19 protein-coding genes and 1 pseudogene are annotated in these 19,786 nt (G+C 70.7%); 9 read left to right on the top strand and 11 right to left on the bottom strand.

Translation table 11 applies throughout. The features are described 5' to 3' along the window. Positions 1-49: 49 nt before the first annotated feature. Positions 50-1,165, bottom strand: a complete 1,116-nt coding sequence (locus SCI24_RS15095; RefSeq protein ID WP_318726161.1) for an RNA polymerase sigma factor — start codon at positions 1,163-1,165, stop codon at positions 50-52. A gap of 223 nt (positions 1,166-1,388) precedes the next feature. On the opposite strand from SCI24_RS15095, the gene SCI24_RS15090 reads away from it, so the two are divergent. After that, on the top strand, positions 1,389-1,823 hold the full coding sequence (locus SCI24_RS15090) for a RidA family protein (RefSeq protein ID WP_318726160.1): 435 nt from the start codon (positions 1,389-1,391) through the stop codon (positions 1,821-1,823). 15 nt (positions 1,824-1,838) lie between these two features. Here SCI24_RS15090 and SCI24_RS15085 read toward each other — a convergent pair whose 3' ends face one another. Next, entirely contained in the window at positions 1,839-2,861 is a 1,023-nt protein-coding gene (locus SCI24_RS15085; RefSeq protein WP_318726159.1) for a GlxA family transcriptional regulator, read from the bottom strand. Positions 2,862-2,959: 98 nt separating this feature from the next. On the opposite strand from SCI24_RS15085, the gene SCI24_RS15080 reads away from it, so the two are divergent. Continuing rightward, on the top strand, positions 2,960-3,559 hold the full coding sequence (locus SCI24_RS15080; RefSeq protein ID WP_318726158.1) for a class I SAM-dependent methyltransferase: 600 nt from the start codon (positions 2,960-2,962) through the stop codon (positions 3,557-3,559). Between the two features lie 101 nt (positions 3,560-3,660). On the opposite strand, the gene SCI24_RS15075 is transcribed toward SCI24_RS15080, so the two are convergent. From SCI24_RS15075 to SCI24_RS15055, 5 genes are all read right to left on the bottom strand, one after another. Next, the gene (locus SCI24_RS15075) at positions 3,661-5,406 is read right to left on the bottom strand and encodes a mechanosensitive ion channel family protein (protein ID WP_318726157.1); all 1,746 of its coding nucleotides are present in this window, start codon (positions 5,404-5,406) and stop codon (positions 3,661-3,663) included. Between the two features lie 45 nt (positions 5,407-5,451). Continuing rightward, positions 5,452-6,507, bottom strand: a complete 1,056-nt coding sequence (locus SCI24_RS15070) for a L,D-transpeptidase family protein (protein WP_318726156.1) — start codon at positions 6,505-6,507, stop codon at positions 5,452-5,454. Between the two features lie 131 nt (positions 6,508-6,638). Next, positions 6,639-7,649 carry a serine hydrolase gene (locus SCI24_RS15065; protein ID WP_318726155.1) on the bottom strand — a complete coding sequence of 337 codons (1,011 nt, stop codon included), beginning with the start codon at positions 7,647-7,649 and terminating at the stop codon, positions 6,639-6,641. Beyond that, positions 7,646-8,773 carry an acyltransferase family protein gene (locus SCI24_RS15060; protein ID WP_318726154.1) on the bottom strand — a complete coding sequence of 376 codons (1,128 nt, stop codon included), beginning with the start codon at positions 8,771-8,773 and terminating at the stop codon, positions 7,646-7,648. Before SCI24_RS15060 ends, SCI24_RS15065 begins: the two co-directional genes overlap by 4 nt. Then, positions 8,773-9,129: a hypothetical protein gene (locus tag SCI24_RS15055; protein WP_318726153.1), complete on the bottom strand. Its 357-nt coding sequence runs from the start codon at positions 9,127-9,129 to the stop codon at positions 8,773-8,775. The genes SCI24_RS15060 and SCI24_RS15055 overlap by 1 nt, the downstream gene beginning before the upstream one ends. Positions 9,130-9,280: 151 nt before the next feature. Between SCI24_RS15055 and SCI24_RS15050 the strand changes: the two genes are divergently transcribed. From SCI24_RS15050 to SCI24_RS15030, 5 genes are all read left to right on the top strand, one after another. Then, a complete protein-coding gene (locus SCI24_RS15050; RefSeq protein WP_318726152.1) occupies positions 9,281-10,435 on the top strand; it encodes a ChaN family lipoprotein in 1,155 nt (384 codons plus the stop codon). 146 nt (positions 10,436-10,581) lie between these two features. Next, positions 10,582-11,052, top strand: coding sequence for a YbaK/EbsC family protein (locus tag SCI24_RS15045; protein WP_318726151.1), 471 nt, complete (start codon positions 10,582-10,584; stop codon positions 11,050-11,052). Between the two features lie 137 nt (positions 11,053-11,189). Next, positions 11,190-11,600 (top strand): glutaredoxin, encoded by a 411-nt coding sequence (locus SCI24_RS15040; protein WP_318726150.1) that lies wholly within the window; start codon positions 11,190-11,192, stop codon positions 11,598-11,600. Positions 11,601-11,687: 87 nt separating this feature from the next. After that, positions 11,688-13,451 carry a chloride channel protein gene (locus SCI24_RS15035; RefSeq protein ID WP_318726149.1) on the top strand — a complete coding sequence of 588 codons (1,764 nt, stop codon included), beginning with the start codon at positions 11,688-11,690 and terminating at the stop codon, positions 13,449-13,451. 31 nt (positions 13,452-13,482) lie between these two features. Then, on the top strand, positions 13,483-14,559 hold the full coding sequence (locus SCI24_RS15030) for an extracellular solute-binding protein (protein WP_318726148.1): 1,077 nt from the start codon (positions 13,483-13,485) through the stop codon (positions 14,557-14,559). Between the two features lie 15 nt (positions 14,560-14,574). On the opposite strand, the gene SCI24_RS15025 is transcribed toward SCI24_RS15030, so the two are convergent. After that, positions 14,575-15,009 carry a GFA family protein gene (locus SCI24_RS15025; RefSeq protein ID WP_318726147.1) on the bottom strand — a complete coding sequence of 145 codons (435 nt, stop codon included), beginning with the start codon at positions 15,007-15,009 and terminating at the stop codon, positions 14,575-14,577. A gap of 63 nt (positions 15,010-15,072) precedes the next feature. Then, positions 15,073-16,278 carry a methyltransferase gene (locus tag SCI24_RS15020; RefSeq protein WP_318726146.1) on the bottom strand — a complete coding sequence of 402 codons (1,206 nt, stop codon included), beginning with the start codon at positions 16,276-16,278 and terminating at the stop codon, positions 15,073-15,075. A gap of 143 nt (positions 16,279-16,421) precedes the next feature. Between SCI24_RS15020 and SCI24_RS15015 the strand changes: the two genes are divergently transcribed. After that, complete coding sequence (locus tag SCI24_RS15015) at positions 16,422-17,282, top strand: SDR family oxidoreductase (protein WP_318726145.1); 861 nt, start codon at positions 16,422-16,424, stop codon at positions 17,280-17,282. Between the two features lie 33 nt (positions 17,283-17,315). On the opposite strand, the gene SCI24_RS15010 is transcribed toward SCI24_RS15015, so the two are convergent. After that, on the bottom strand, positions 17,316-18,284 hold the full coding sequence (locus SCI24_RS15010) for a DUF523 and DUF1722 domain-containing protein (RefSeq protein WP_318726144.1): 969 nt from the start codon (positions 18,282-18,284) through the stop codon (positions 17,316-17,318). A gap of 140 nt (positions 18,285-18,424) precedes the next feature. Further along, positions 18,425-18,895 (bottom strand): GFA family protein, encoded by a 471-nt coding sequence (locus tag SCI24_RS15005; RefSeq protein ID WP_318726143.1) that lies wholly within the window; start codon positions 18,893-18,895, stop codon positions 18,425-18,427. 210 nt (positions 18,896-19,105) lie between these two features. Between SCI24_RS15005 and SCI24_RS15000 the strand changes: the two are divergent. Beyond that, a pseudogene (locus SCI24_RS15000) lies at positions 19,106-19,786 on the top strand (hypothetical protein); the annotation flags it as partial.

Here is a 19,786-nt window from a genome sequence, read left to right as displayed (position 1 = left end):
AGTTGATGACCTCAGGAAAGAGAAAGAAAGCGGGGTAAGTTTCCGGTTTTCAGGGACACTTTTTGGGAAACGTCTGGACGAGGTTCTTTCCATTCTGGGTGACGATCGCCTTGTGGGCCTCCAGCGCCTCCAGCAGGCGCAGGCCGGCCTCCGGGCCGTCGCGCATGGCCACCGCCGCCGCCCGGTTGAGGGCGATCACCGGCGAGGGCTGCTGGCGATAAAGCGCCTCGTAGAGCATCACGATCCGTCCCCAGTCGGTCGCCTCGGCGCGGGACGCGCGGACATGCTCGGCGGCGATCGAGGCCTGCAACGTATAGGGGCCGGTGGGCGTCAGCGCCAGCGCCTGGCCAAGATGCGCCATGCCATCGCGGATACGTCTCCGGTCCCAGCGGCCACGGTCCTGCTCCTCCAGGGGGACCAGCTCCCCGCCCGGGCCCTGGCGGGCGTCGCGCCGGGCGTCGTGGAGCCACATCAGCGCCAGCAGGCCGTACACCTCCCCCTCGGGCAGCAGTCGCACCAGCGCCTGGGCCAGCTCCATGGCCTCGGCCGAGAGGCTGACGTCGACCAGGGCATCGCCGGTACTCTGCGAGTAGCCCTCGTTGAACACCAGGTAGATAACCCGCAGGACAGCGGGCAGTCGCCCCGGCAGCTCCCTGGCATCCGGGACCTCGTAGGGAATGCCGGCGTCGCGGATCCTGCGCTTGGCCCGCACGATGCGCTGGGCCAGGGTGGCGGGCCTTTGCAGCAGCGCCCTGGCCACCTGCTCGGTGGTCAGCCCGCACATCTCGCGCAGGGTCAGGGCCACCCGCTCGTCCAGGGCCAGGTCGGGGTGACAGCAGGTGAAGAGCAGCCTCAGCGGGTCGTGCTGGATGCTGCGCTCGTCGAGGCTCGCCGCCGGTTCATCGGGCGCCACGAGATGGGCATGCTGGCGGGAGGTCTGGCGGCGGCGAATCTGGTCGATGCCGCGCCGATGGCCGGTGCGGATCAGCCAGGCGGCAGGATGCTCCGGCACGCCCTGCGCCGGCCACTGCTGCACGGCGGCCATGAAGGCCTCCTGGAGCGCCTCCTCCGCCAGCTCGAAGTCGCCGAGCAGGCGAATCAGCGTCGCCAGCACACGCCGCGAGTGCTGGCGATAGAGCCGTTCGATGGTGGCATCGTGGTTCATGACGCTGGCTGTCTCGCCCGGGATGCTCACTGCAAGCTTAGCCGCCAGGCGCGAAAGCGCCGCACGGGCAACGGCACGGGGTCAGCGGGGGCTTTATCGTCGATGAGCAGGAGCATCGCACCGGGCCGGGAGACCGGCAAGGGAGGCGCCCGGGGATGGAAATCCGTGGGCGTCTGGACGACGCTTGACCAGATGCCGATTCACCCGCCCGGAGTGCGCCACCATGCCGCAATACCACAACGATGCCACCCTGCCCCTGCCGCTCTTTCCCGGCAGCCATATGGTGATCGACGACGACTACGTCTTCCTCTCGGGGCTCACCGCCGAGGATATCCAGGGCGGCGAGACGGTGATCGGCGACATGGCCGAGGAGACCCGCCTGGTGATGCGCAGCCTCCAGCGCATGCTGGCTTCCGCCGGCTGCGACATGGCGGACGTGGTGCGGGTCGACGTGCACATCACCGACCTGGACATGATCCGCGACATGGACGCCGCCTACGCCGAGTTCTTCGACGCCCATCGCTACCCGGCGCGCACCTGCACCCAGTCGCCCCGCCTCTACGGCGGCGCCCATGTGGAAATCACCGTGATGGCGCGCCGCCCCGCCAGGCGCGAGGAGAGCGACCCGGCGCCGGACGCGGACAGTCCACGAGCCTGAGGGGCGGCGCGAGGGTCACTGCAGCGTCAGGCGCAGGCCGCGGAAACGCCGGCGATACGCTCGTGGGGTGAGCCCCACGCGCCGGCCGAACAGCCGCCGGAAGAAGCTCGGGTCCGCGTAGCCGACCTGCTCGGCCACCGCCTCGATGGGCTCGTCGCCGCTTTCCAGGATCTGCTTGGCCTCCTCGAGGCGCAGGGTATGCACATAGTCCATGGGCGTCATGCCGGTAGCGGCCTTGAAGCGACGCTTGAAGGAGCGCTCGGTCAGCCCGCTGCGGCGGACCATGCCGGCCACCGGCGAGTGGGTGTCGTAGTGCCGGGCGACCCACACCTGGGCCTCGCTGATCAGCGCGTCCTCCAGCTGTCGGGCGGAAGTCAGGGCCGCATAGGGCTGCTGGCCCTCGTGGTGCCAGTCGATCAGGAAGATCCGCGACAGGTGCATCGCCTCGTCCACCCCCACCAGCCGCGCCACCAGGAACAGCGCCAGGTCGATCCAGGTGGTGCCACCGCCGGCCATGATCAGCCGGCCCCCTTCGCCACTGACCACCAGGGCGCGATGGGCATGCACGCACACCTCCGGATGCTGGCGAGCCAGGGCATCGCAGTAGGCCCAGTGGGTGGTGGCGTCCTGCCCGGCGAGCAGCCCCGACTCGGCGAGCAGCAGTGAGCCGGTGCAGGCCGCGGCCAGCCAGGCCCCGCGACCATGGCAGGCCAGCAGCCAGGCCAGCTCCGGGTCGTAGTGCCCCGAGAGCTCAGCGCCGGGCACCACCAGCAGGTTGGGAATGCAGATGGCCGTCGGCGCCCGACAGTCGGCCAGGGCCGCGTCCGGCTCGATCCAGGCCCCGTTGCGGTTGCGAAAGCCGCGACCGTCGCGGGAGACGATCAGCGGCTGCAGCAGCGGCGCACCGGGATGACCGTGCATCAGCAGGCCCCAGTCGCGGCCGGCCGACCCGAAGAGGTCGAACATGCCATACAGGGTGCTGGCGGTAGTCTCGGGTACCGCCAGGATGGCGACTTGCGTGGTGGATAGCGTGGTCATGGCAGAAAACACCCCTTTGCGGCGCATTCCCCTTTCGTTGACGCTCCTCTTCCGCCGTACCGTTCTCCTGCACCCCAACAACAAACAGGAGAACCCCCATGTGCAACGTCCATTCACTTTCCGTGGCCGAGGCCGACAGCGGCGCCTTCGAGGCCCGACTGGTCAATGCCCTGAACGAGAGCGGGCTGATGCTGCTCACCGCCATCAGCCACCGCACCGGCCTCTTCGAGGCCCTGGCCGGCCAGGCGCCCCTCACCAGCCGGCAGCTGGCCGAGCGCGCCGGGCTCGACAACCTGGCCTTCGAGGTGCGCGACCTGAGCGACTTCGATGCCACCGCCAAGCCCGGTGCCTTCGACCTGGTGACCACCTTCGACGGCATCCATGACCAGGCCCAGCCGCGTCGCCTGCTCGCCGGCATCCATCGCAGCCTGGCGCCGGACGGCGTCTACCTGGTCCAGGACATCCACGCCTCGAGCCACCACCACCTGGATCGCGACCACCCGCTGGGGACGATGCTCTATGCCGTCTCGGTGAGCCACTGCATGACGGTCTCGCTGGCCCAGGGCGGCGAGGGGCTCGGCACCATGTGGGGCCGCGAGCGGGCCCTGGCCTACCTTGAGGAGGCGGGCTTCCGCGACATCCGGGTCCACCAGCTGGAGCACGACATCCAGAACGACTACTTCGTCTGTCGTCCCTGACAAGGCGACAAGAGAAGGCGACAGAAACTGGGCCGTCCGGCAGCACCGGACGGCCCTTCAGAATGGCGCCGAGGGGCACGATCGGGGTTACCCCCGCCGGCCTATTCGGGCGATGGCTCGCCCCCGGGAGACGGCGTCTCGTCGACCTCCTGCACCGTGGCCGGCCGCCGGATCCGGCGCTTGGCCGGGGTGTCGCCCCGGGCGATGTCGTGGTGGCTGAGCACCACCACCTCCCTGGGCCACCACTGCGGATGATGGTCGCGGATGAAGGCCAGCAGCTTCTCGCGGATCTTCATCTCGGCTTCCCAGGCGGCGATGGGCTCGGGCCCCATCAGGTAGCAGGTGATCTCCTGGGTGGCCTCGTGCTGACCCGTGACCAGGCAGGCCAGCTTGTGGTGGTCGATGACATTCTCGTCCTCCTTCGCGAACGCCTCGAACCGCTCCCTGAGGGTCGCCACGTCGGCGCTGAGGTGCAGGGTCAGCACGATGCTCCGGTAGTGCTTGGCATTCTTCGAGGAGAGGTTTTCGTAGGGCTGGGAGACGAAGTACTTCACCGGCACGACCAGGCGCCGCTCGTCCCAGGTCCGCAGGCGGATGAAGGTGTAGTAGATGGCTTCCACGTAACTCCATCGGCCCTCGAAGACCACCAGGTCGCCGATGCGGATCGGCTTGGTCAGGGAGACCTGGAAGGAGGCCAGGATATTGCCGAGCACGGCCTGGCCCGCGATCCCCACCAGCACCGTCGCCACACTGGCCGAGGCCAGCAGGGACATGCCGAGGGTCTCGAAGAGGCTGACCTGGGCGATCACATAGATCACCACGACCAGCACGGTGACCAGGATCACCGCTCGACGCAGCGCATAGAGGGTGGTCAGCAACTTGCGATCGTCGCGGTGACTGGTGTCGTCGATCTCGCCCACCAGGCGACGCGTCATCCTGATCAGCAGGGTATCCACGAGCCGCACCGCGATCAGGCCCACGCCCCAGGCCATGATGATGGTCAGCAGCACCCCCAGGGTGGCGGTGACCATGCCCGAGAAGGAGACCACATAGTCGAGCAGCCATTGCGCCAGCAGCGACATGGCGATGAAGGCCAGGGGCAGCCGGATCATCTGCGCGAAGACGCTGGCAAGTCCCGCGGGCAGGCTGCGGGTCAGCAGGCCCATCAGGGCATGGATGAACCACCCCACCGCCCCGGTGATGACCAGGAAGAGCGGGATGGCGAGCCACTCCCATAGCTTCAGCACGCCGATGGAGGTATGGAGGCGCTCCGGGATATGGCCCTCCAGCCAGGAGGGGCCATATATCTCGTAGAGCTTGGGGATCGCGGTGATCGTCTCCGGGGCGATCAGCCAGACGGGGTCCTGCTCGCCGGCCCGATAGCGGGCCACGCGCACCTCGTAGCTCTGCCCGTCGGCCTCGAGGGTGGCGAGCTTCAGGTTGCGGCGGGTCTGACCCGCGCGAGGGCTATCCCCCGAGGTGTCCTCGACCATGGCATCCTGACGCGCGGAAAGGCCGGAGATGTCGAGCCACTCTCCCCGCTGGAGGACCTCGGCGAGCTGCCTGGCCAGCACGGCGCCTCGCGCGGCCTGCTCCTCGGGGGCCAGGTCGAGCAGGTTGAGGAGGTGGGCAGCGGCCGCATAGTCCTTCTCGTCGGTCAATTCCATGAAGCTGCGTACCGCGTCCCGCGGCGTCTTGCGCTCGACCTCGTCGGGAGGCTCGCCCAGGCCGGCATTCAGCTCATCGACGCTGAACCAGCGTGTCTCCTCGCCCTCCTCCTGGGCCACGCCCGGGCAGGCGACGGCCAGCAGCAGCAGTGACAGGAACCCCACGAGCAGAGTCTTCATACGCGTCCTTCCCGGGTTGTCGGAAATTCCCTTTTCCGGCTGTCGTCACCCTTCCTGGCGGGTCTCCAGCTGGCCGTGCCAGGGCCGCATGGCCAGGATCTCGTCGAACCACTGCAGCGGCTCGGGCTCGATGGCCGCTTCCGGCAGGGGCGCCAGCGCGACCGGCTGCCAGCTGCTCGCCTCCAGCGACTCGCGCAGCCGGGCATAGTCCACCGGAATGTCGGCCGCGGCCTCGTTCGCCTGCAGTTGGCCGAGAGCCTCCAGCAGGTCGCCCATGCCGTTCTCCTGCTCCTCGAGCGGCTTGAAGGACTGCACGTAGAGGCGCTTGCCCTCCTGGCCCACCTTCACCGGCATGTCGATGATGTTGACCCGCTCGCCGACCTCGATACGCGAGAAGAGCGCCTCGATGGTCTCCGGCATCATGCGGATACAGCCGCGGCTGGCGCGCATGCCGATGCCGTCCGGCCGGTTGGTGCCGTGGATCAGGTAGCCCGGGATATCGAGCAAGATGGCGTGCTGGCCCAGCGGGTTGTCCGGGCCGGGCGGCACCACCTCGGGCGGCGGCTCGCCGTTCTCCTTTGCCTCCTGGCGGACCGACTCGGGCGGGTACCAGGCCGGGTCCTTGAGCTTCATGGTGGTCTTGGTCACGCCCAGCGGGGTGTTGAAGCCCTCCCGGCCGATACCGATGGGATAGGTCTCGACCCGGGGCGTCTCGCCCTCGGCGGTATCCGGGTAGTAGTAGAGGCGCAGCTCGGCCACGTTGATCACCACGCCCTCGCGCTTGGCCGGGGGCAGGATGTAGCGCGCCGGGATCACCACCTCGGTGCCGGGGTCGGGGGCCCAGAGGCTGACCTCGGGGTTGGCGTTGCGGATCTCCTCGTAGCCGACGTTGTGCTCACGGGCGATGTCGAGCAGGGTCTGGCCCTCGCTCGTCTCGACGGTATAGACCTCGCCGACCATGTTGCCCGTCTCGGGCAGCGGATAGTGGCCGCGGGGCAACTCCGGCTCGGCCAGGGCCGCGGTCGGCAGGAGCAGCAGCGCGAGGGAGAGGGCCAGGGGGCGGCAGCGCCTGGCCAGGGGGGGGATCGTGGAAGGGGTCATGGTGTTCATGGGCTCGAAGCTATCATCAGGGAAAGGGGGGTCTTTGAGAACAGTGTTTCATGGAGCCCGCGTGACGGCAACCGGGAACGAGGCCAGGCCCGCCACCCCTGCGCCAGGAGAGGAGCGCCTGCTCACCAGTGCTCGCGCAGCACGCGCCCGATGTCGCGCAGGGCGCGTTCGGCCGTTGCCACCTCCGCCACGCCGCGGACACAGGCGACCACCACCAGGCGGCGCTCGCCGCTGTCGACGATGCCCGCATCGCAGGCCCGCCGGCGCTGGGTCCCGGTCTTGTGGGCAAAGGAGATGGCCGGGCCGAAGCCGGCCTTGAGGCGACGCTCCCCGCTGCGGGTCCGGGCCATCAGGTCCAGCAGTCGCGCGGTGGCATCGGGGCCCAGTGCCCGCCCCTCGGCAAGCGCGGCCAGCAACTCGGCGAAGGCATCCAGCCGGCCGCTGTTGAGGGCCCCGGCATAGTAGGCGTCGAAGGCGGCATCCAGCGACGGCAGCCGCCAGGCCGAATGCGGCACTCCGAGACGCCGCGACAGCCAGTCGAGCCGCGCCGAATCATCGTCGCGCTTCTGCAGCTCGATGAAGTCGAGCCCGCCCAGGGCGAAGGCCTGGTGGTGTAACCGAGCGTAGACCTGTCGACGCACGTCCACCAGGGCAGTGATCGGACCCAGCCCCTCGGGCACCAGGGCCCGGGCCCGCGCGTTGACCGAAGCGAGGCCGAGATGGCGGATCAGCATGTCCGTGGCGGTGTTGTCGCTGACCGTCAGCATCGCCTCGAGCAGCGCCTCGAGCGTCAGCCGGCTACCGGGCGGCGCCCAGTTGGTGGGCCCCGCCCCGTCCACGTAGTCGCTCTCGTCCAGCGTCAGCCGGTCGTCGAGGGACAGCTCCCCCGCCTCCACCCGGGCCATCAGCTCGATGGCCACCGGCACCTTGACCAGCGAGGCCAGGTACCAGGGCTCCTCGTCCCGCCAGCCCAGGGTCCGTCCGCCGTCGAGTTCCCGGACGTGCACGCCCAACTCGCCGGGAAAGCCGGCCTCCAGCGCCGCCAGGCGCGACTCGGGGGGCGACGCGACTCCCAGCGGCCCCCACAGCGAGAGCAGCGCTGTCCCGACCAGGTGAGCGAGCCGGCGTCTCATGACCGCGCCCGGATCCAGCGGGTCAGGGCGATCCAGGCGGCGGTGGCCGGCACCAGCGCCAGGCCGATGCCCAGCACCTGGGGATAGCCGTAGGCCTGCCAGGCCTCGAGCAGCAGGCGGAAGACCCCGAAGATCACCACGATATGGAAGATGAAGGCCGCCAGGGCATCCGAGCCGACCACCGTGACCGGACGCAGCCAGGCCGCGGCCCGCGCGCCTCCCGCCAGACAGAGGGCGAGCACCAGCAGCGCCCCGCCGAGGCTGAAGAGCATGAAGGCGAGCCCGGGCGGGTGCTTGCCCGCGTTGCGGGCCACCGCCATCAGCGCCGCATCGAGCTCGGGCAACGAGAGCACCACAAACCCCAGCAGCATGGCCGCGCCGACCGCGGCCAGGGCCGGCACCAGACGCCGGCGCAGGGCGTCGCGCTCGCGACAGCGCAGCACCCCCTCGCCGATCAGCAGGCCGAGCATCACCAGCGGCAGCCGCGAGAGCTGTCCCCAGGTGTAGTGGTCGTCGTCCTCGACGAGGATCGCCTTGAGCGGCTCGATGCCCCAGAAGGCGAAGTGGCGCTCCAGCCAGCCGGCCAGCAGCGCCACGACCAGCGGGACGGCCAGCCGCGACCAGAGCGGCATCCTGCGCCACAGCGGCAGCACCCAGGGGATCCACAATAAGGCGATGGCGTAGAAGCCCAGTATCTCCACCCAGATGGGGAAGCGCTGGTAGAGCAGGGTGTCGAGGATGTCCTGGGGGGCGAAGAGCGGCAGCATCTCGACGACGGTGAGCACCTTGTACCAGAACAGCACCTCGACCCCGCGCAGCATCAGTTTCAGGCGCCGCCTTGGCCAGTCGGGGGCGTCGGTCTTCGGCAGGAAGGCCACCGCCAGGGCGATGCCGAACACCGTGATGAACAGCGACGAGGAGATCTTGGTGAGCAGGTGGATGGGTACCATTCCCCACTCGGGGACCTGGCCGATGCCCAGCAGCCCGCTCACCGCATGGCTGACGATCATCAGGGCGATGGCGATGCCACGGGCCAGGTCGATCGCCGCGATGCGCCCCTGCCCCGGCGGTAGGGAGGGGCGCTCCCCCAGTCGCTCCCGGATCGCGCTCCCTGCCGCTGCCATCATTCGCCCTCCAGGCGCTCGACGTTCTCCAGCGTCAGCCGCCGTCCCTCTCGGAGCGAGAAACGGAAATGGCCCTCGACCCGCACGGCCTTGCCCAGGTGGGGGGCGATCCGCTCGTGGGGGAAGATCTCGACCCGGTTGAGGTCCTCGTCCTCGATCCAGTAGTGCAGCGGGTCCTCGAAGTGGCGCACCACGCCGCGGGTGGCGACCCGGCTGTCGTCATGGGCGGCGGGATTGTTGGCCAGCACCGGCAGGGGCACCTCGCTGGCCGGCGCCTCTCCGCCACAGCCCGTGAGCAGCAGCCCGGCGAGCAGCGTCGCCGCCAGGCCGGCGGCGCTTTCGCGGTACGCTCCCATCCTCTCTCCCTCGCTGGTCGATGGTCGCCCGCCATGGACGACGCCGGCGCCAGTATCGCCCAGGCGCCACGGCCCCGTCACCGCCAGGGTGCTTTTCGCCCGCCGGGCCTCGGGGTAGGCTGGGCGGGTTCCCCTCCACCGAGAGTCGCCCATGTCGCGATCCCGCTCCCTCCCCGTCCGCGCCCTCTGGCTGGGTACCGCCCTGGCCTGGCTGGCGCCGCTCGCTGCCCTGGCCGACGACTGTCCGGTACCCGGGCAATGGCAGGCCGCCGGCGGCGAGACGCTGACCACGACCGGGCTGATGGCGGAGCTCGCCGAAAGCGACGTGGTACTGCTCGGCGAACAGCACGACCGCCTCGACCACCACCGCTGGCAGCTCCACACCCTGGCGGCCCTGCATGCCCATCGCCCGGCAATGGTGATCGGCCTGGAGATGCTGCCCCGCGAGGCCCAGCCGGCGCTGGACGCCTGGGTGGCCGGTGAGCTCGACGAGGCGGCCTTCCTCGAGCAGAGCGACTGGAACCGCGCCTGGGGTTTCGACCCCGAGCTCTACCTGCCGATCCTCCACTTCGCCCGCATGCAGCGGATCCCGCTGCTGGCCCTCAACGTCACCCCCGCGCTGCGCGGTCGCCTGGCCACCGAGGGCTGGGAAGCGGTCTCCGACCAGGAGCGCTTCGGCATCACGCCCCCGGCCCCGGCACTGCCCGCTTACCGGGCGTCGCTGGAGGCGATCTACGCCGAGCATGCCGACCGCGACGACGACCCGGCGGACCTCGAGCGCTTCATCGCGGCCCAGCTGGTCTGGGACCGCGCCATGGCCACCGCCCTGGCCGATGCCGCCGCGCAGGGCCCCCTGGTGGCGGGGCTGATGGGCGAGGGGCACCTGGCCGACGGCGACGGCGTGCCCTACCAGCTCGACGACCTCGGGCTGGGCGACCATCGCAGCCTGCTGCCCTGGACGCCGGGCCCCGACTGTGAGCCGCCCGCAACCCGGGCCGATGCCCTCTACGTGCTGGGCGACGAGTCGGCCTTCCAGCCTCCCGAGCCACCGCGCCTGGGCGTGCTGATCGGCGAGCACGCGGAGGGCGTGCTCGTCCAGGGCATTGCCCCCGGCAGCGTGGCCGAGGCGGCCGGCCTGGCCGAGGGGGATGTCATCGTCACCGCCGCCGGCCAGCCCATGGCAGAGCCCGCCGACCTCACCGCCGTGGTCGGCCGCCAGGCCCCCGGCACCCTGCTGCCGCTGGAGATCCGTCGCGACGGCGAGCGCCGGGAGGTGCTGGCACGCTTCCCGACCCCCGCGAGCTGAGCGCCCGACACGGCGATCCGTCGGCCCTCTATGGGCATCCCGACGTCGGTCGGTAGCAGCTATGCTGAAGGAATGGAGCGCACCATCGACGCAAGGGAGGCAATCACCTTTGTTCCCGGCCCAGCGAGGCCGAAGGAGGAAGTGTCATGAGCATGCCCATGACGATACGGGAGTACCTCCGAGCCTGTGACATCGACTTCGAGGAGGTGCCCCACCCGCGTGAAGTGACGACCAGCCGCATCGCCCAGCAGGCCCATATCGCCGGCAACCAGCTGGCCAAGGCGGTCATGGTGCATGGCGATACGGGCTACCGCCTGGCCGTGCTCCCGAGCACCCGCGACGCCGACCTCGAGCGGCTCTCTGAGCTCTTCCACGAGAAGGTCGAACTCGCCTCGGAGGACGAGATCGCCGACTGCTTCAAGGACTGCGACCCCGGCGCCACCACCCCGGTGGGTCAGGCCTACGGCCTGCAGGTCTACATCGATGACCTGCTGCGCCACCAGCCCGACATCTACTTCGAGGCCGGTGACCACGAGACCCTGGTGCACATGAGCGGCAGCGAGTTCGACCGCCTGATGACCGCCAGCCCGCACGGCCACTTCAGCCGACACCACTGACAAGCCAACTTGAGGCGAGGCGAGACGGGCCGCGACCCTGCCGGTCGCGGCCCGTCGACGTTCTCGCAACCGAAGGCCACGACAGGCATCATGGGCGCCCCTGACCCATCCATCGTCCGCGAGGATCACCACCGCCGATGAGAATCCTGATTCGTACCTTCTTCCGCGGCCTGCGCCTGGTGCTGGCGCCGGTCATGCTGGTCTCCGAGAAGCTCTCCACTCCCCAGGCCGTCGAGCGCAGCCCGGAGGAACAGGCCCGGGTCGACGAGGCCTGCCGCAACCTGGCGCTCTACCAGTTCCGCACCTGCCCGTTCTGCATCAAGGTGCGCAAGGAGATCGCCCGCCTGGGCCTTGACATCGAGCTGCGCGATGCCCAGCAAGACCCCGACCACCGCCGCGCGCTCGAAGAGGGCGGCGGGCGGGTCAAGGTCCCCTGCCTGAAGATCGCCCACGACGACGGCTCGAACGAGTGGCTCTACGAGTCCGACGACATCAACGCCTGGCTGCACCGCCGCTTCGCCGCGGCCGACCCCGCCCGGGCCGCCTGACCCGTCGCGCCCGGGAGGGCGCCGAGGCAAGCCTTGGCAGGCGGGGCGTCACTTGCCCTGGGCCGAGAGGCCACCTACACCTTGGGAATGGACACCCTTCCGGCACGCCCCGCTTCCGGTCGCGGCCCGCTGGCCGTGGTCCGCTTCCTGGGCCTCGTGCTCCTGGGGGCGCTGGTCGGGGCGGTCGCTGCCCTCGCCGCCGTGGCCTTCGTCAGCGCCGTGCTGGCCCTCAACGAGCTGCTGCTGATCTCGCCGCGCAGCCGCATGATGTTCGACCACCCCGCCCTGCTGCTGGCCGCCACGGTCGCGGTGCCGGCGCTGGGCGGCCTGGTGGTCGGGCAGCTGCATCGCGCGATCCCCGAACGGCGCCCCCATGCCCCGGCCGACGTGATCGCCGCGGTGCAGACCCGCCGGGGCCGGCTGCCGGCCCGGGCGGGGAGCATCTCGGCACTGAGTGCCCTGGTCTCGCTGGGCAGCGGGGCCTCGGTGGGCCAGTACGGCCCCCTGGTGCACCTGGGCGCCACCCTGGGTTCACTGGGCGCCCGGCTGCTGCGGCTGGGACGCTCCGACGACAACATCACCATCGCCTGCGGGGTGGCCGCGGCCATCGCCACCGCCTTCAACGCGCCCCTGGCGGGCATCGTCTTCGCCCACGAGGTGGTGCTGCGCCACTACGCGCTGCGTGCCTTCGCCCCGGTGGCCGCGGCGGCGCTGGTCGGCTACGTGATCGCCACCAATGTGCTAGAGCGCGGCGCCCTCTTCCACGTCGCCGAGACCGCCGTGCCCCGCCCCTGGGAGTTCGTGGCCTTCCTGGCCATCGGCGGCCTGGGGGCGCTGGTCGCCGGGGCCTACATGCATGCCATCCTCGGGGTCACGCGCCTGGCCGGCGCCCTGACGCTCGCGCCATCGCTGCGCCCGGCCCTGGCCGGTACCCTGCTGGGCCTCACCGCCCTCTGGGTGCCCGACATCCTCGGCATGGGCCAGGAGACGCTGCGCTTCGCCACCATCGCCGGCGCCTTCGGCAGCGCCGAGCTGCTGCTGGTGCTGGTGCTCAAGATCGCCGCCACGGGGCTCTGCCTGGGCATGGGCTTCAGCGGCGGGGTGTTCAGCCCGGCGCTGGTGATCGGCACCCTCTTCGGCGCCCTGTGCGGGAGCCTGGTCGGCCAGTTCAGCGGCGCGCCCCAGGAGACCTTCGTCTTCTATGCCGTGTGCGGCATGGTGGCGGTGACCTCGCCGGTCATCGGCGCGCCCCTGACCAGCCTGCTGATCGTCTTCGAGCTGACCGGCAGCTATGCACTGACCACCGCCGCCCTGGCCAGCGTGACCCTGGCCAGCCCCATCGCCGCCCAGCTCTTCGGCCGCTCGCTGTTCGACATCCAGCTCGAGCAACGCGGCCTGGACCTCTCCGCCGGGCGCGGGCGTGCCGTGCTGCGCACAACCCCGGTGGCCGAGCACCTGACCGACGACTGCGTGACCCTGCACCCGCAGACCCCCGTGGCCGAGGCGGTAACCGCCCTGTGCCGGGCCCGGCATGGCGAGGGCTACCTGGTCGATGACCGGGGGCGCTACCGGGGCTGCGTGGGCCTGGCCGACCTGGAGGCCGCCCGGGAATCATCGACCGGGCCGACGCGGGTCGGCGAGGTGGCAACCCTGGCGCGGCCGGTACTGAGGCCTGACACCTCGCTATGGGACGCCATGGCCGAGCTGCAGGACGTCACCGGCGAGGCCCTGCCGGTGGTCGACCCCGCCGCGGATGACGCCTTCCGGGGCGTGGTCTTCGAGTCGAGCATCGCCCGCGCCTACCTGGCGCACAGCGACGAACTGAGGCGTGAGGAACATGGCACGGGGTGAGCGCAGCCGGTGGCCGGCGAGCGCACCGAGGTTGGCGCTACTGTGGCTGGCGCTGTTCGCCGCCGACCCCGGGCAGGCGGACGATGACGCCCTCACCGTGCTGAGCTGGGGCGGGGCCTACGAGCGCGCCCAGCAGGCCGCCCTCTTCTCCCCCTATACCGCCGCCACCGGCACGCCCATCGAGGTGGCGCAGTACGACGGGGGGCTCGAGGGCCTGCGCCGCGCCGTGGCCGAGGGCGAGGTGCCCTGGGACCTGATCGACATGACCCGCAGCGAGGCCATGGCCGCCTGCGCGGAGGGGCTGCTGGAACCGCTCTCCCCGGCGCTGCTGGCACCGGCTCCGGACGGCACGCCAGCGGAGGAGGACTTCCTGCCGGACAGCTTCGGGCGCTGCGCTATCACCCACAGCATCTTCGCCACCGTGGTTGCCTATCGCCGCGATGCCTTCCCCGGCAAGCGCCCCGACAGCATCGCGGACCTCTTCGACCAGCGGCGCTTCCCCGGGCCTCGGGCGCTGCAGCGCACCCCGGCGGTCAACCTGGAGTGGGCGCTGCTCTCCTATCGCGTGCCCCACGAGGAGCTCTACGGCCTGCTGAGCACCCGGCGCGGCCTGGACCTGACACTGGCGCGCCTCGACGAGCTGGACGAGATCCGCTGGTGGGAGGCCGGCGACGTCCCGCCGCGGCTGCTGGCCGAGGGCGAGGTGGTGATGGCCTCGGGCTACAACGGCCGCTTCTTCGATGCGATGGTTAACCGTGGGGTGCCGATCGAGATCCTCTGGGACGGCCAGGTCCAGGAGCACGAGACCTGGGCGATCCCCCGCGGCGCCGCCAACCCCGAGATGGCCCGCGACTTCCTGCGCTTCGCCACCACCACCGACCGCCTCGCCGACCTGTCGCGCCACATCCCCTACGGCCCGGCCCGACGCTCGGCGGCGGTACGCGTCACCACCCACCCCGACAGCGGCGTGGACATGCGCCTGCACATTCCCACCCACCCCCTGAACGCCGAGAACGCCCTGGCCAAGGACGAGGCTTGGTATGCCCGCACCCTGGGGCGCATCCAGGACTACTTCCGAGCCTGGCTGGAGGCGCGGGAGGGGCAGTGACGCCCTCCGGTCACGTCACTCATCGAGGGTCTCCCCCGTGCCGCCCATCTCGGCGGGCACGTCGCGCATCTTGGGCAGGCCATCGGCAATGCGCAGCACCGACTCCTGATAGTGGACATGCAGGGCCGGCTCGAAGGTCAGGTCGGGAAGGATCGCCGCATAGACGTCGACCAGCCCCATGCCGGGATGCTCGGTCAGCACATGGCCCCCGCAGCTGCGACACCACTGGCGCAGGCTGGCCGGCGTCCTGTGATAGCTGTCCAGGATGTCGCCCCCCTGGACCACTTCCACCGCCTCCGGCTTCCAGAGCGTGAAGGCATTCACCGGGCCCGCCGACCAGTGTCGGCAGTCCTCGCAGTGGCAGTAGCCCATGGCCTCCGGCTCGCCGGTCACCTTCAGCTGGACGGCTCCGCAGAAGCAGGCGCCGTGATAGGTCCTGGTATCGCTCATGTCACACCTCCCGGACGGATTCCTACTGACAAGGGAAACAGCTGAAGTGTAGAAGCTCTCGATCTAGACCCGCGAGGCCCGCAGCAGCAGGTTGCGCGGGGTCAGCTCGCGGGCACAGAAGGTGCCGAGCTCGACCTTGAAGCCCACCTCCTCGAGCCGGCGCTGACGGTCCAGCACCAGCCACACCTCCAGCGGGCGGCGGAAGAGGTGGCGGACCAGTTCCAGGCGAGTGACCTCGGCCTGGCGCCGCCGGCCCTCCTGCTCGAAGGCGTGCCAGTCGATGCCCGCCGGCAGGTCCAGCCCCTTGCGCTCGGCGGCCCAGCGGCAGAAACCCGCGAAGCTCTCGGGCAGGCGGCCATAGGCGAGGCTCGGTACCGGCAGGTAGGCATCCCGGTCCCGCACCTGGCGCTGCAGGGCATCGAAGCCCAGCCGCCAGGCGTTGGCCCGCTCGCGATGGCGGCGCACGTGGCGCGGGGCAGTCACGGTCTCCTGCACCGCCATGGCCAGGTCCTCCCGGGAGAGCGACAGGCCGTGCTCGGCGACCAGCGCGCGCCCCGATCGCGAGAACGGCCTGTAGTGCGCCTCGGTGGTGCGGTGATAGCAGCAGGGCGCCAGGGTCACGGCGCTGCCCCGCTCGGCGGCCAGCTCGATCAGCCGACCGTGCAGGTCGCCGCAGGCATGCAGGGCCGCCACCTGGGTGTCCGCCGTGAGCCAGCGGGCGGCATCGGGGGCCAGCACGTCCTGCTGGGCCAGCTGCACCCGGGCCCCCTGGCGCTCGGCCAGCGCCTGGCCGTCGCGGCAGAGCGCGGCCTGCCACTCCAGGCCGGTGACCTCGCGGTCGAGGCGGCGCGCCAGCGTCCGGGCCAGGTGGCCCTTGCCCGCGCACCACTCCAGCAGCGAGGCCCCCGGCAACGCGGCCATGCGGGGCACGAAGGCCGCGACCTGCTGCCATTTGCGCCCGCCCATGTGCTCGGCCCACGCGGCGGGCAAGCACGCTCCCTCGGCCGGCAGCTCGGGGAGCGCGACCAGGGCGGCGAGCTCGGCCACCGGCAGGTGCTCGGCCAGGGGAGAGGCGGTGAAGGGCTCGGCCTGCAGCCGTGCGCATGCATCGTCATCGAGTGAGCGCAGGCGGTCGGCGAGGTCGGGATGCGCCTCGGCCCAGGGAACCCGGCGATGCTGGAACGGCATGGGCCGCCACAGCGGCTGCCACTCGGCCAGCAGGGCGGTCAGTCGCGCGAAGCGCTCGGCATGGGAGAGGATATCGGGCATGGCGTGGCTATCTCGGAACAGGGGCGCATTGTAGGGGCTAAGTGGTCGGCTTGCATGGCCAGGCGCCTGGGGACAGAGTGCGGGGTGCACGGGCCGGCCTGCGACGCGCCGGCCCCGACTTTCCCCCTGCCTGGAGCCCGCCGATGCCCGCCTCTCCCGATACCCGCAGCGTGCTGGTCACCGGCTGCTCCAGCGGCATCGGCCACGCCGCCGCCCATGCCCTGGCCGGCCGCGGCTGGCGCGTGTTCGCCACCGCCCGGCGCGAGGCGGACCTGGCCGGACTGCGGGATTCGGGACTCACGGCCGTGGCGCTGGAGCTCGACGACAGCGCCTCGATCGAGGCCTGCGTCGCGACGATACTGGAGGCGACCGGCGGACGGCTCGATGCGCTGTTCAACAACGCCGCCTACGGCCAGCCCGGGGCCGTGGAGGACCTCGGCCGCGAGGTGCTGCGCGCCCAGCTGGAGACCAACCTGCTCGGCACGCATGAACTCACCTGCCGGGTGCTGCCGGCGATGCGCCGCCAGGGCCACGGACGCATCGTGCAGAACAGCTCGGTGCTCGGCCTGGCCGCCCTGCCCTACCGCGGCGCCTACGTCTGCTCGAAGTTCGCCCTCGAGGGGCTGACCGACACCCTGCGCCTGGAGCTCACCGGCAGCGGCATCCACGTCAGCCTGATCGAGCCGGGGCCCATCACCAGCCGCTTCCGCGAGAACGCCTATCGCGCCTTCAAGGCGCATATCGACACCGCCCACAGCGCCCATGCCGACACCTACCGGGCCGTCGAGGCGCGGCTCGCCGGCGACAACGGTGGCGGGCGCTTCACCCTCGGCGCCGAAGCGGTGGTCGACAAGCTGGTGCATGCCCTGGAGAGCCCGCGCCCCAGGGCACGCTACTACGTGACCCTGCCGACCCACCTGTTCGGCACCCTCAGGCGGCTGCTCGGCACCCGGGCCCTGGACCGGGTGCTGCTGCGCTCGACCCGGGATGAGCGGCAGCCCTGATCGAGGAAACAGCTCCGGGGGCCGGGAACACCGTCAGATGGTATTGCGCAGCCCCAGCTCGTAGGGGTGCGGGTCCAGGTAGGTCTGCTCGCGGATATAGTCGGAACCGTGGCGCTTCACGTAGTGGTTGAGCAGGCGAATCGGCACCACCAGGTGCACGTGCCCCAGGCGATAGTCCTCGATGGCCGCCAGCAGGTCCTGGCGGGTCTCGCCGTCCACCGCCTCCCGGAGGTAACCCAGCACGTGCATCAGCGCATTGGCGTGGGTCTTTCGGGTCGCCGGCCGACCCAGCGCCGCCATGAAGCGCTGCAGGTAGTGGGCCATGGCCTCCTGCAGCGGCAGCTTGCTCGACTCGGCCAGGTAACGTCCCAGTTCGCGATAGGCCTCCACGTGATGGGCCATCAGCAGGTACTTCTGGCGGCTGTGGAACTGCAGCAGGGCATGATAGCTGGGGGTGGCCTCCACCCGGCGCTTCCAGTCGTCGAAGGCGTAGACCCGGGTGATGAAATTCTCGCGCAGCACCGGGTCGTTCATACGCGCCTCCTCCTCCAGCGGCAGCTCCGGGAAGTGGCGACGCAGGGCGCGCACGAAGGCGCCCGAGTCGGCATGGCTGGGCATGCCATTGGGATGGTAGACCTTGACCCGCTCCAGCCCGCAGCTCGGCGAGCCCTTCATCAGGATGAAGCCGCGCAGGTGGCGGTGGCGGGCGGCAAACTCCTCGCTGACCTCGGCCAGCCGCTCGGTGACGTCGAGGCTCGGATCCCGGGTGCCCTGCACGCGGGGCTCCTCGCCCTGCAGCCCCACCAGGCGGATGGGGTCGCGGGGCACGCCGAGGCCGGCCTCGAGCTCGGGGCAGAAGGGCTCGAAGGCGAAGCGGTCCTGGAGGACCTCCAGGCAGTAGCGGGAACGCTTGTGCCCGCCGTTGTAGCGCACCTGCTCGCCCATCAGGCAGGCGCTGATGCCCACCGGGATCCCGTCCCTGCTAGCCGCCTGTTCCGTCATTGCCGCGCTCCTTCTCTCACCGTGCCTTGCTCACCTTGCATTGCTCGCCGTGCCATGGATCGCTTTGCCGGGTGCCGACCGACCCGCCCATCGGGCAGCGCCATTGTGGCACAGCCATGCCGCGCTGCCAGTCCCGGCGGCTAGCGTTCCAGGCCCAGGCGCCGGTGCCACTCGGCGAGGCTCTCCTCGGGGTAGCCGGTAAAGCACTTGTCGTTGTCGCGGGCCTCGACCTCCACCCAGGAGGCCTTGCTGTCGAGCAGCAGGTGAACCCGCTCGGGGGGGACCGGAAGCTCGCTGTCGATCGCCGAGGCGAAGGGATGCACCAGTTCGGGCCAGCCCGGGTCGAAGACCCACAGCGCGCTGCCGCAGCGGCCGCAGAAGTGACGCTCGCCCGGGCTCTCCTCGCCGTCGATCACGGCATGGTAGACCCGGGTCTGCTCGGCGCCCTCCACCTCGAGGGTATCGGCACGCGCGCCCAGGTTGATGGCATAGCCGCCACCGCCGGCGGTCTTGCGGCAGATCGAGCAGTAGCAGCGCTGATAGGGATAGGGGTGGGGGGCGTCGACGCGAAAGTGCACCGCGCCGCAGTGGCAGGATCCTTCGAGCAGCATGACGATACCTCGCTTGAGAACACGGGCAGGTGGGCCATCGGCCGGGCCGGGCACGCCAGGTATATCCGAGGGTTTAGCCAGGGTTGACGGAGTGCCCGCAAGGTCTCCGCGGACGGTGCTTGCCAAGCCGGACCCTGCCCCTCAGGATGACCATCCTGACCGATTGGTGCAATGCAATAGCAGCAGCGAACAAGACAATAACACCAGGACATGGACGACCGGATGGAGCTCAACAACCGCGACCTCGCCCTCCAGGCGAGCCTGCTGATCCTGCTGGCCGGCAGCCTGCTGATGGGCCTCGGTGGCCTGCTGCTCGACCTCTTCCCGCGGTTCCCGGTGCCGCCGCAGCTGGACATCAGCCTGGACGGCTCGCTGGCCATCCTGATGATCGGGGCCGGCCTGACCGGCGTGGTGCGCGGCAGCCGCTGCTGCCGGGTCGCGGTGCTGCTCGGCATGCTGCTCTTCGCCGGCTACAGCCTGGGCCACAACCTCCTGGCGGGGGCCGAGGACGACGGCCTCTCCTGGCTGACCGGCCGGCCCAGGCTGAACACGACCCCGGCGCTGCTGACCCTGCTGGTCGCGCTGTGCTGTGCGATAGGGCTCGCGAGCCGGTGGCGGCGTCGCGTCTGGCGCACGGCCGGGGGGCTGGCCCTGGTCCTCTGCCTGCTGGGGGTGGCGGCCCTGCTGAACCCCGACACGGGCCCCCTGCTCGCCTGGCTGGCCCACGACTTCACCCTGCTGGGGGCGCTCTTCAGCGGGGTGCTGGGGGCCGGCATGCTGATCATCGCCGACCACCGCAGCCGGCCCATCCTGGCCCTGCCGCGTCGCGCCGTCACCGTCGGCGTGGCCGGCGTCGCCCTGAGCACCTGGGTCCGCAAGAGCTCCGCAACT

The sequence above is a fragment of the Halomonas sp. genome (genome assembly GCF_033549285.1).
GTDB lineage: Bacteria > Pseudomonadota > Gammaproteobacteria > Pseudomonadales > Halomonadaceae > Halomonas.
The sequence above is the reverse complement of the archived record's forward strand: the minus strand, read 5'-3'. Positions and strand labels throughout refer to the sequence as shown.

What these genes read in the sequence shown, in the direction of transcription:
- SCI24_RS15095 (WP_318726161.1), bottom strand. Translation starts at nt 1,165, where the DNA reads ATGAACCACGATGCCACCATCGAACGGCTCTATCGCCAGCACTCGCGG.
- SCI24_RS15090 (WP_318726160.1), top strand. Translation starts at nt 1,389, where the DNA reads ATGCCGCAATACCACAACGATGCCACCCTGCCCCTGCCGCTCTTTCCC.
- SCI24_RS15085 (WP_318726159.1), bottom strand. Translation starts at nt 2,861, where the DNA reads ATGACCACGCTATCCACCACGCAAGTCGCCATCCTGGCGGTACCCGAG.
- SCI24_RS15080 (WP_318726158.1), top strand. Translation starts at nt 2,960, where the DNA reads ATGTGCAACGTCCATTCACTTTCCGTGGCCGAGGCCGACAGCGGCGCC.
- SCI24_RS15075 (WP_318726157.1), bottom strand. Translation starts at nt 5,406, where the DNA reads ATGAAGACTCTGCTCGTGGGGTTCCTGTCACTGCTGCTGCTGGCCGTC.
- SCI24_RS15070 (WP_318726156.1), bottom strand. Translation starts at nt 6,507, where the DNA reads ATGACCCCTTCCACGATCCCCCCCCTGGCCAGGCGCTGCCGCCCCCTG.
- SCI24_RS15065 (WP_318726155.1), bottom strand. Translation starts at nt 7,649, where the DNA reads ATGAGACGCCGGCTCGCTCACCTGGTCGGGACAGCGCTGCTCTCGCTG.
- SCI24_RS15060 (WP_318726154.1), bottom strand. Translation starts at nt 8,773, where the DNA reads ATGGCAGCGGCAGGGAGCGCGATCCGGGAGCGACTGGGGGAGCGCCCC.
- SCI24_RS15055 (WP_318726153.1), bottom strand. Translation starts at nt 9,129, where the DNA reads ATGGGAGCGTACCGCGAAAGCGCCGCCGGCCTGGCGGCGACGCTGCTC.
- SCI24_RS15050 (WP_318726152.1), top strand. Translation starts at nt 9,281, where the DNA reads ATGTCGCGATCCCGCTCCCTCCCCGTCCGCGCCCTCTGGCTGGGTACC.
- SCI24_RS15045 (WP_318726151.1), top strand. Translation starts at nt 10,582, where the DNA reads ATGAGCATGCCCATGACGATACGGGAGTACCTCCGAGCCTGTGACATC.
- SCI24_RS15040 (WP_318726150.1), top strand. Translation starts at nt 11,190, where the DNA reads ATGAGAATCCTGATTCGTACCTTCTTCCGCGGCCTGCGCCTGGTGCTG.
- SCI24_RS15035 (WP_318726149.1), top strand. Translation starts at nt 11,688, where the DNA reads ATGGACACCCTTCCGGCACGCCCCGCTTCCGGTCGCGGCCCGCTGGCC.
- SCI24_RS15025 (WP_318726147.1), bottom strand. Translation starts at nt 15,009, where the DNA reads ATGAGCGATACCAGGACCTATCACGGCGCCTGCTTCTGCGGAGCCGTC.
- SCI24_RS15020 (WP_318726146.1), bottom strand. Translation starts at nt 16,278, where the DNA reads ATGCCCGATATCCTCTCCCATGCCGAGCGCTTCGCGCGACTGACCGCC.
- SCI24_RS15015 (WP_318726145.1), top strand. Translation starts at nt 16,422, where the DNA reads ATGCCCGCCTCTCCCGATACCCGCAGCGTGCTGGTCACCGGCTGCTCC.
- SCI24_RS15010 (WP_318726144.1), bottom strand. Translation starts at nt 18,284, where the DNA reads ATGACGGAACAGGCGGCTAGCAGGGACGGGATCCCGGTGGGCATCAGC.
- SCI24_RS15005 (WP_318726143.1), bottom strand. Translation starts at nt 18,895, where the DNA reads ATGCTGCTCGAAGGATCCTGCCACTGCGGCGCGGTGCACTTTCGCGTC.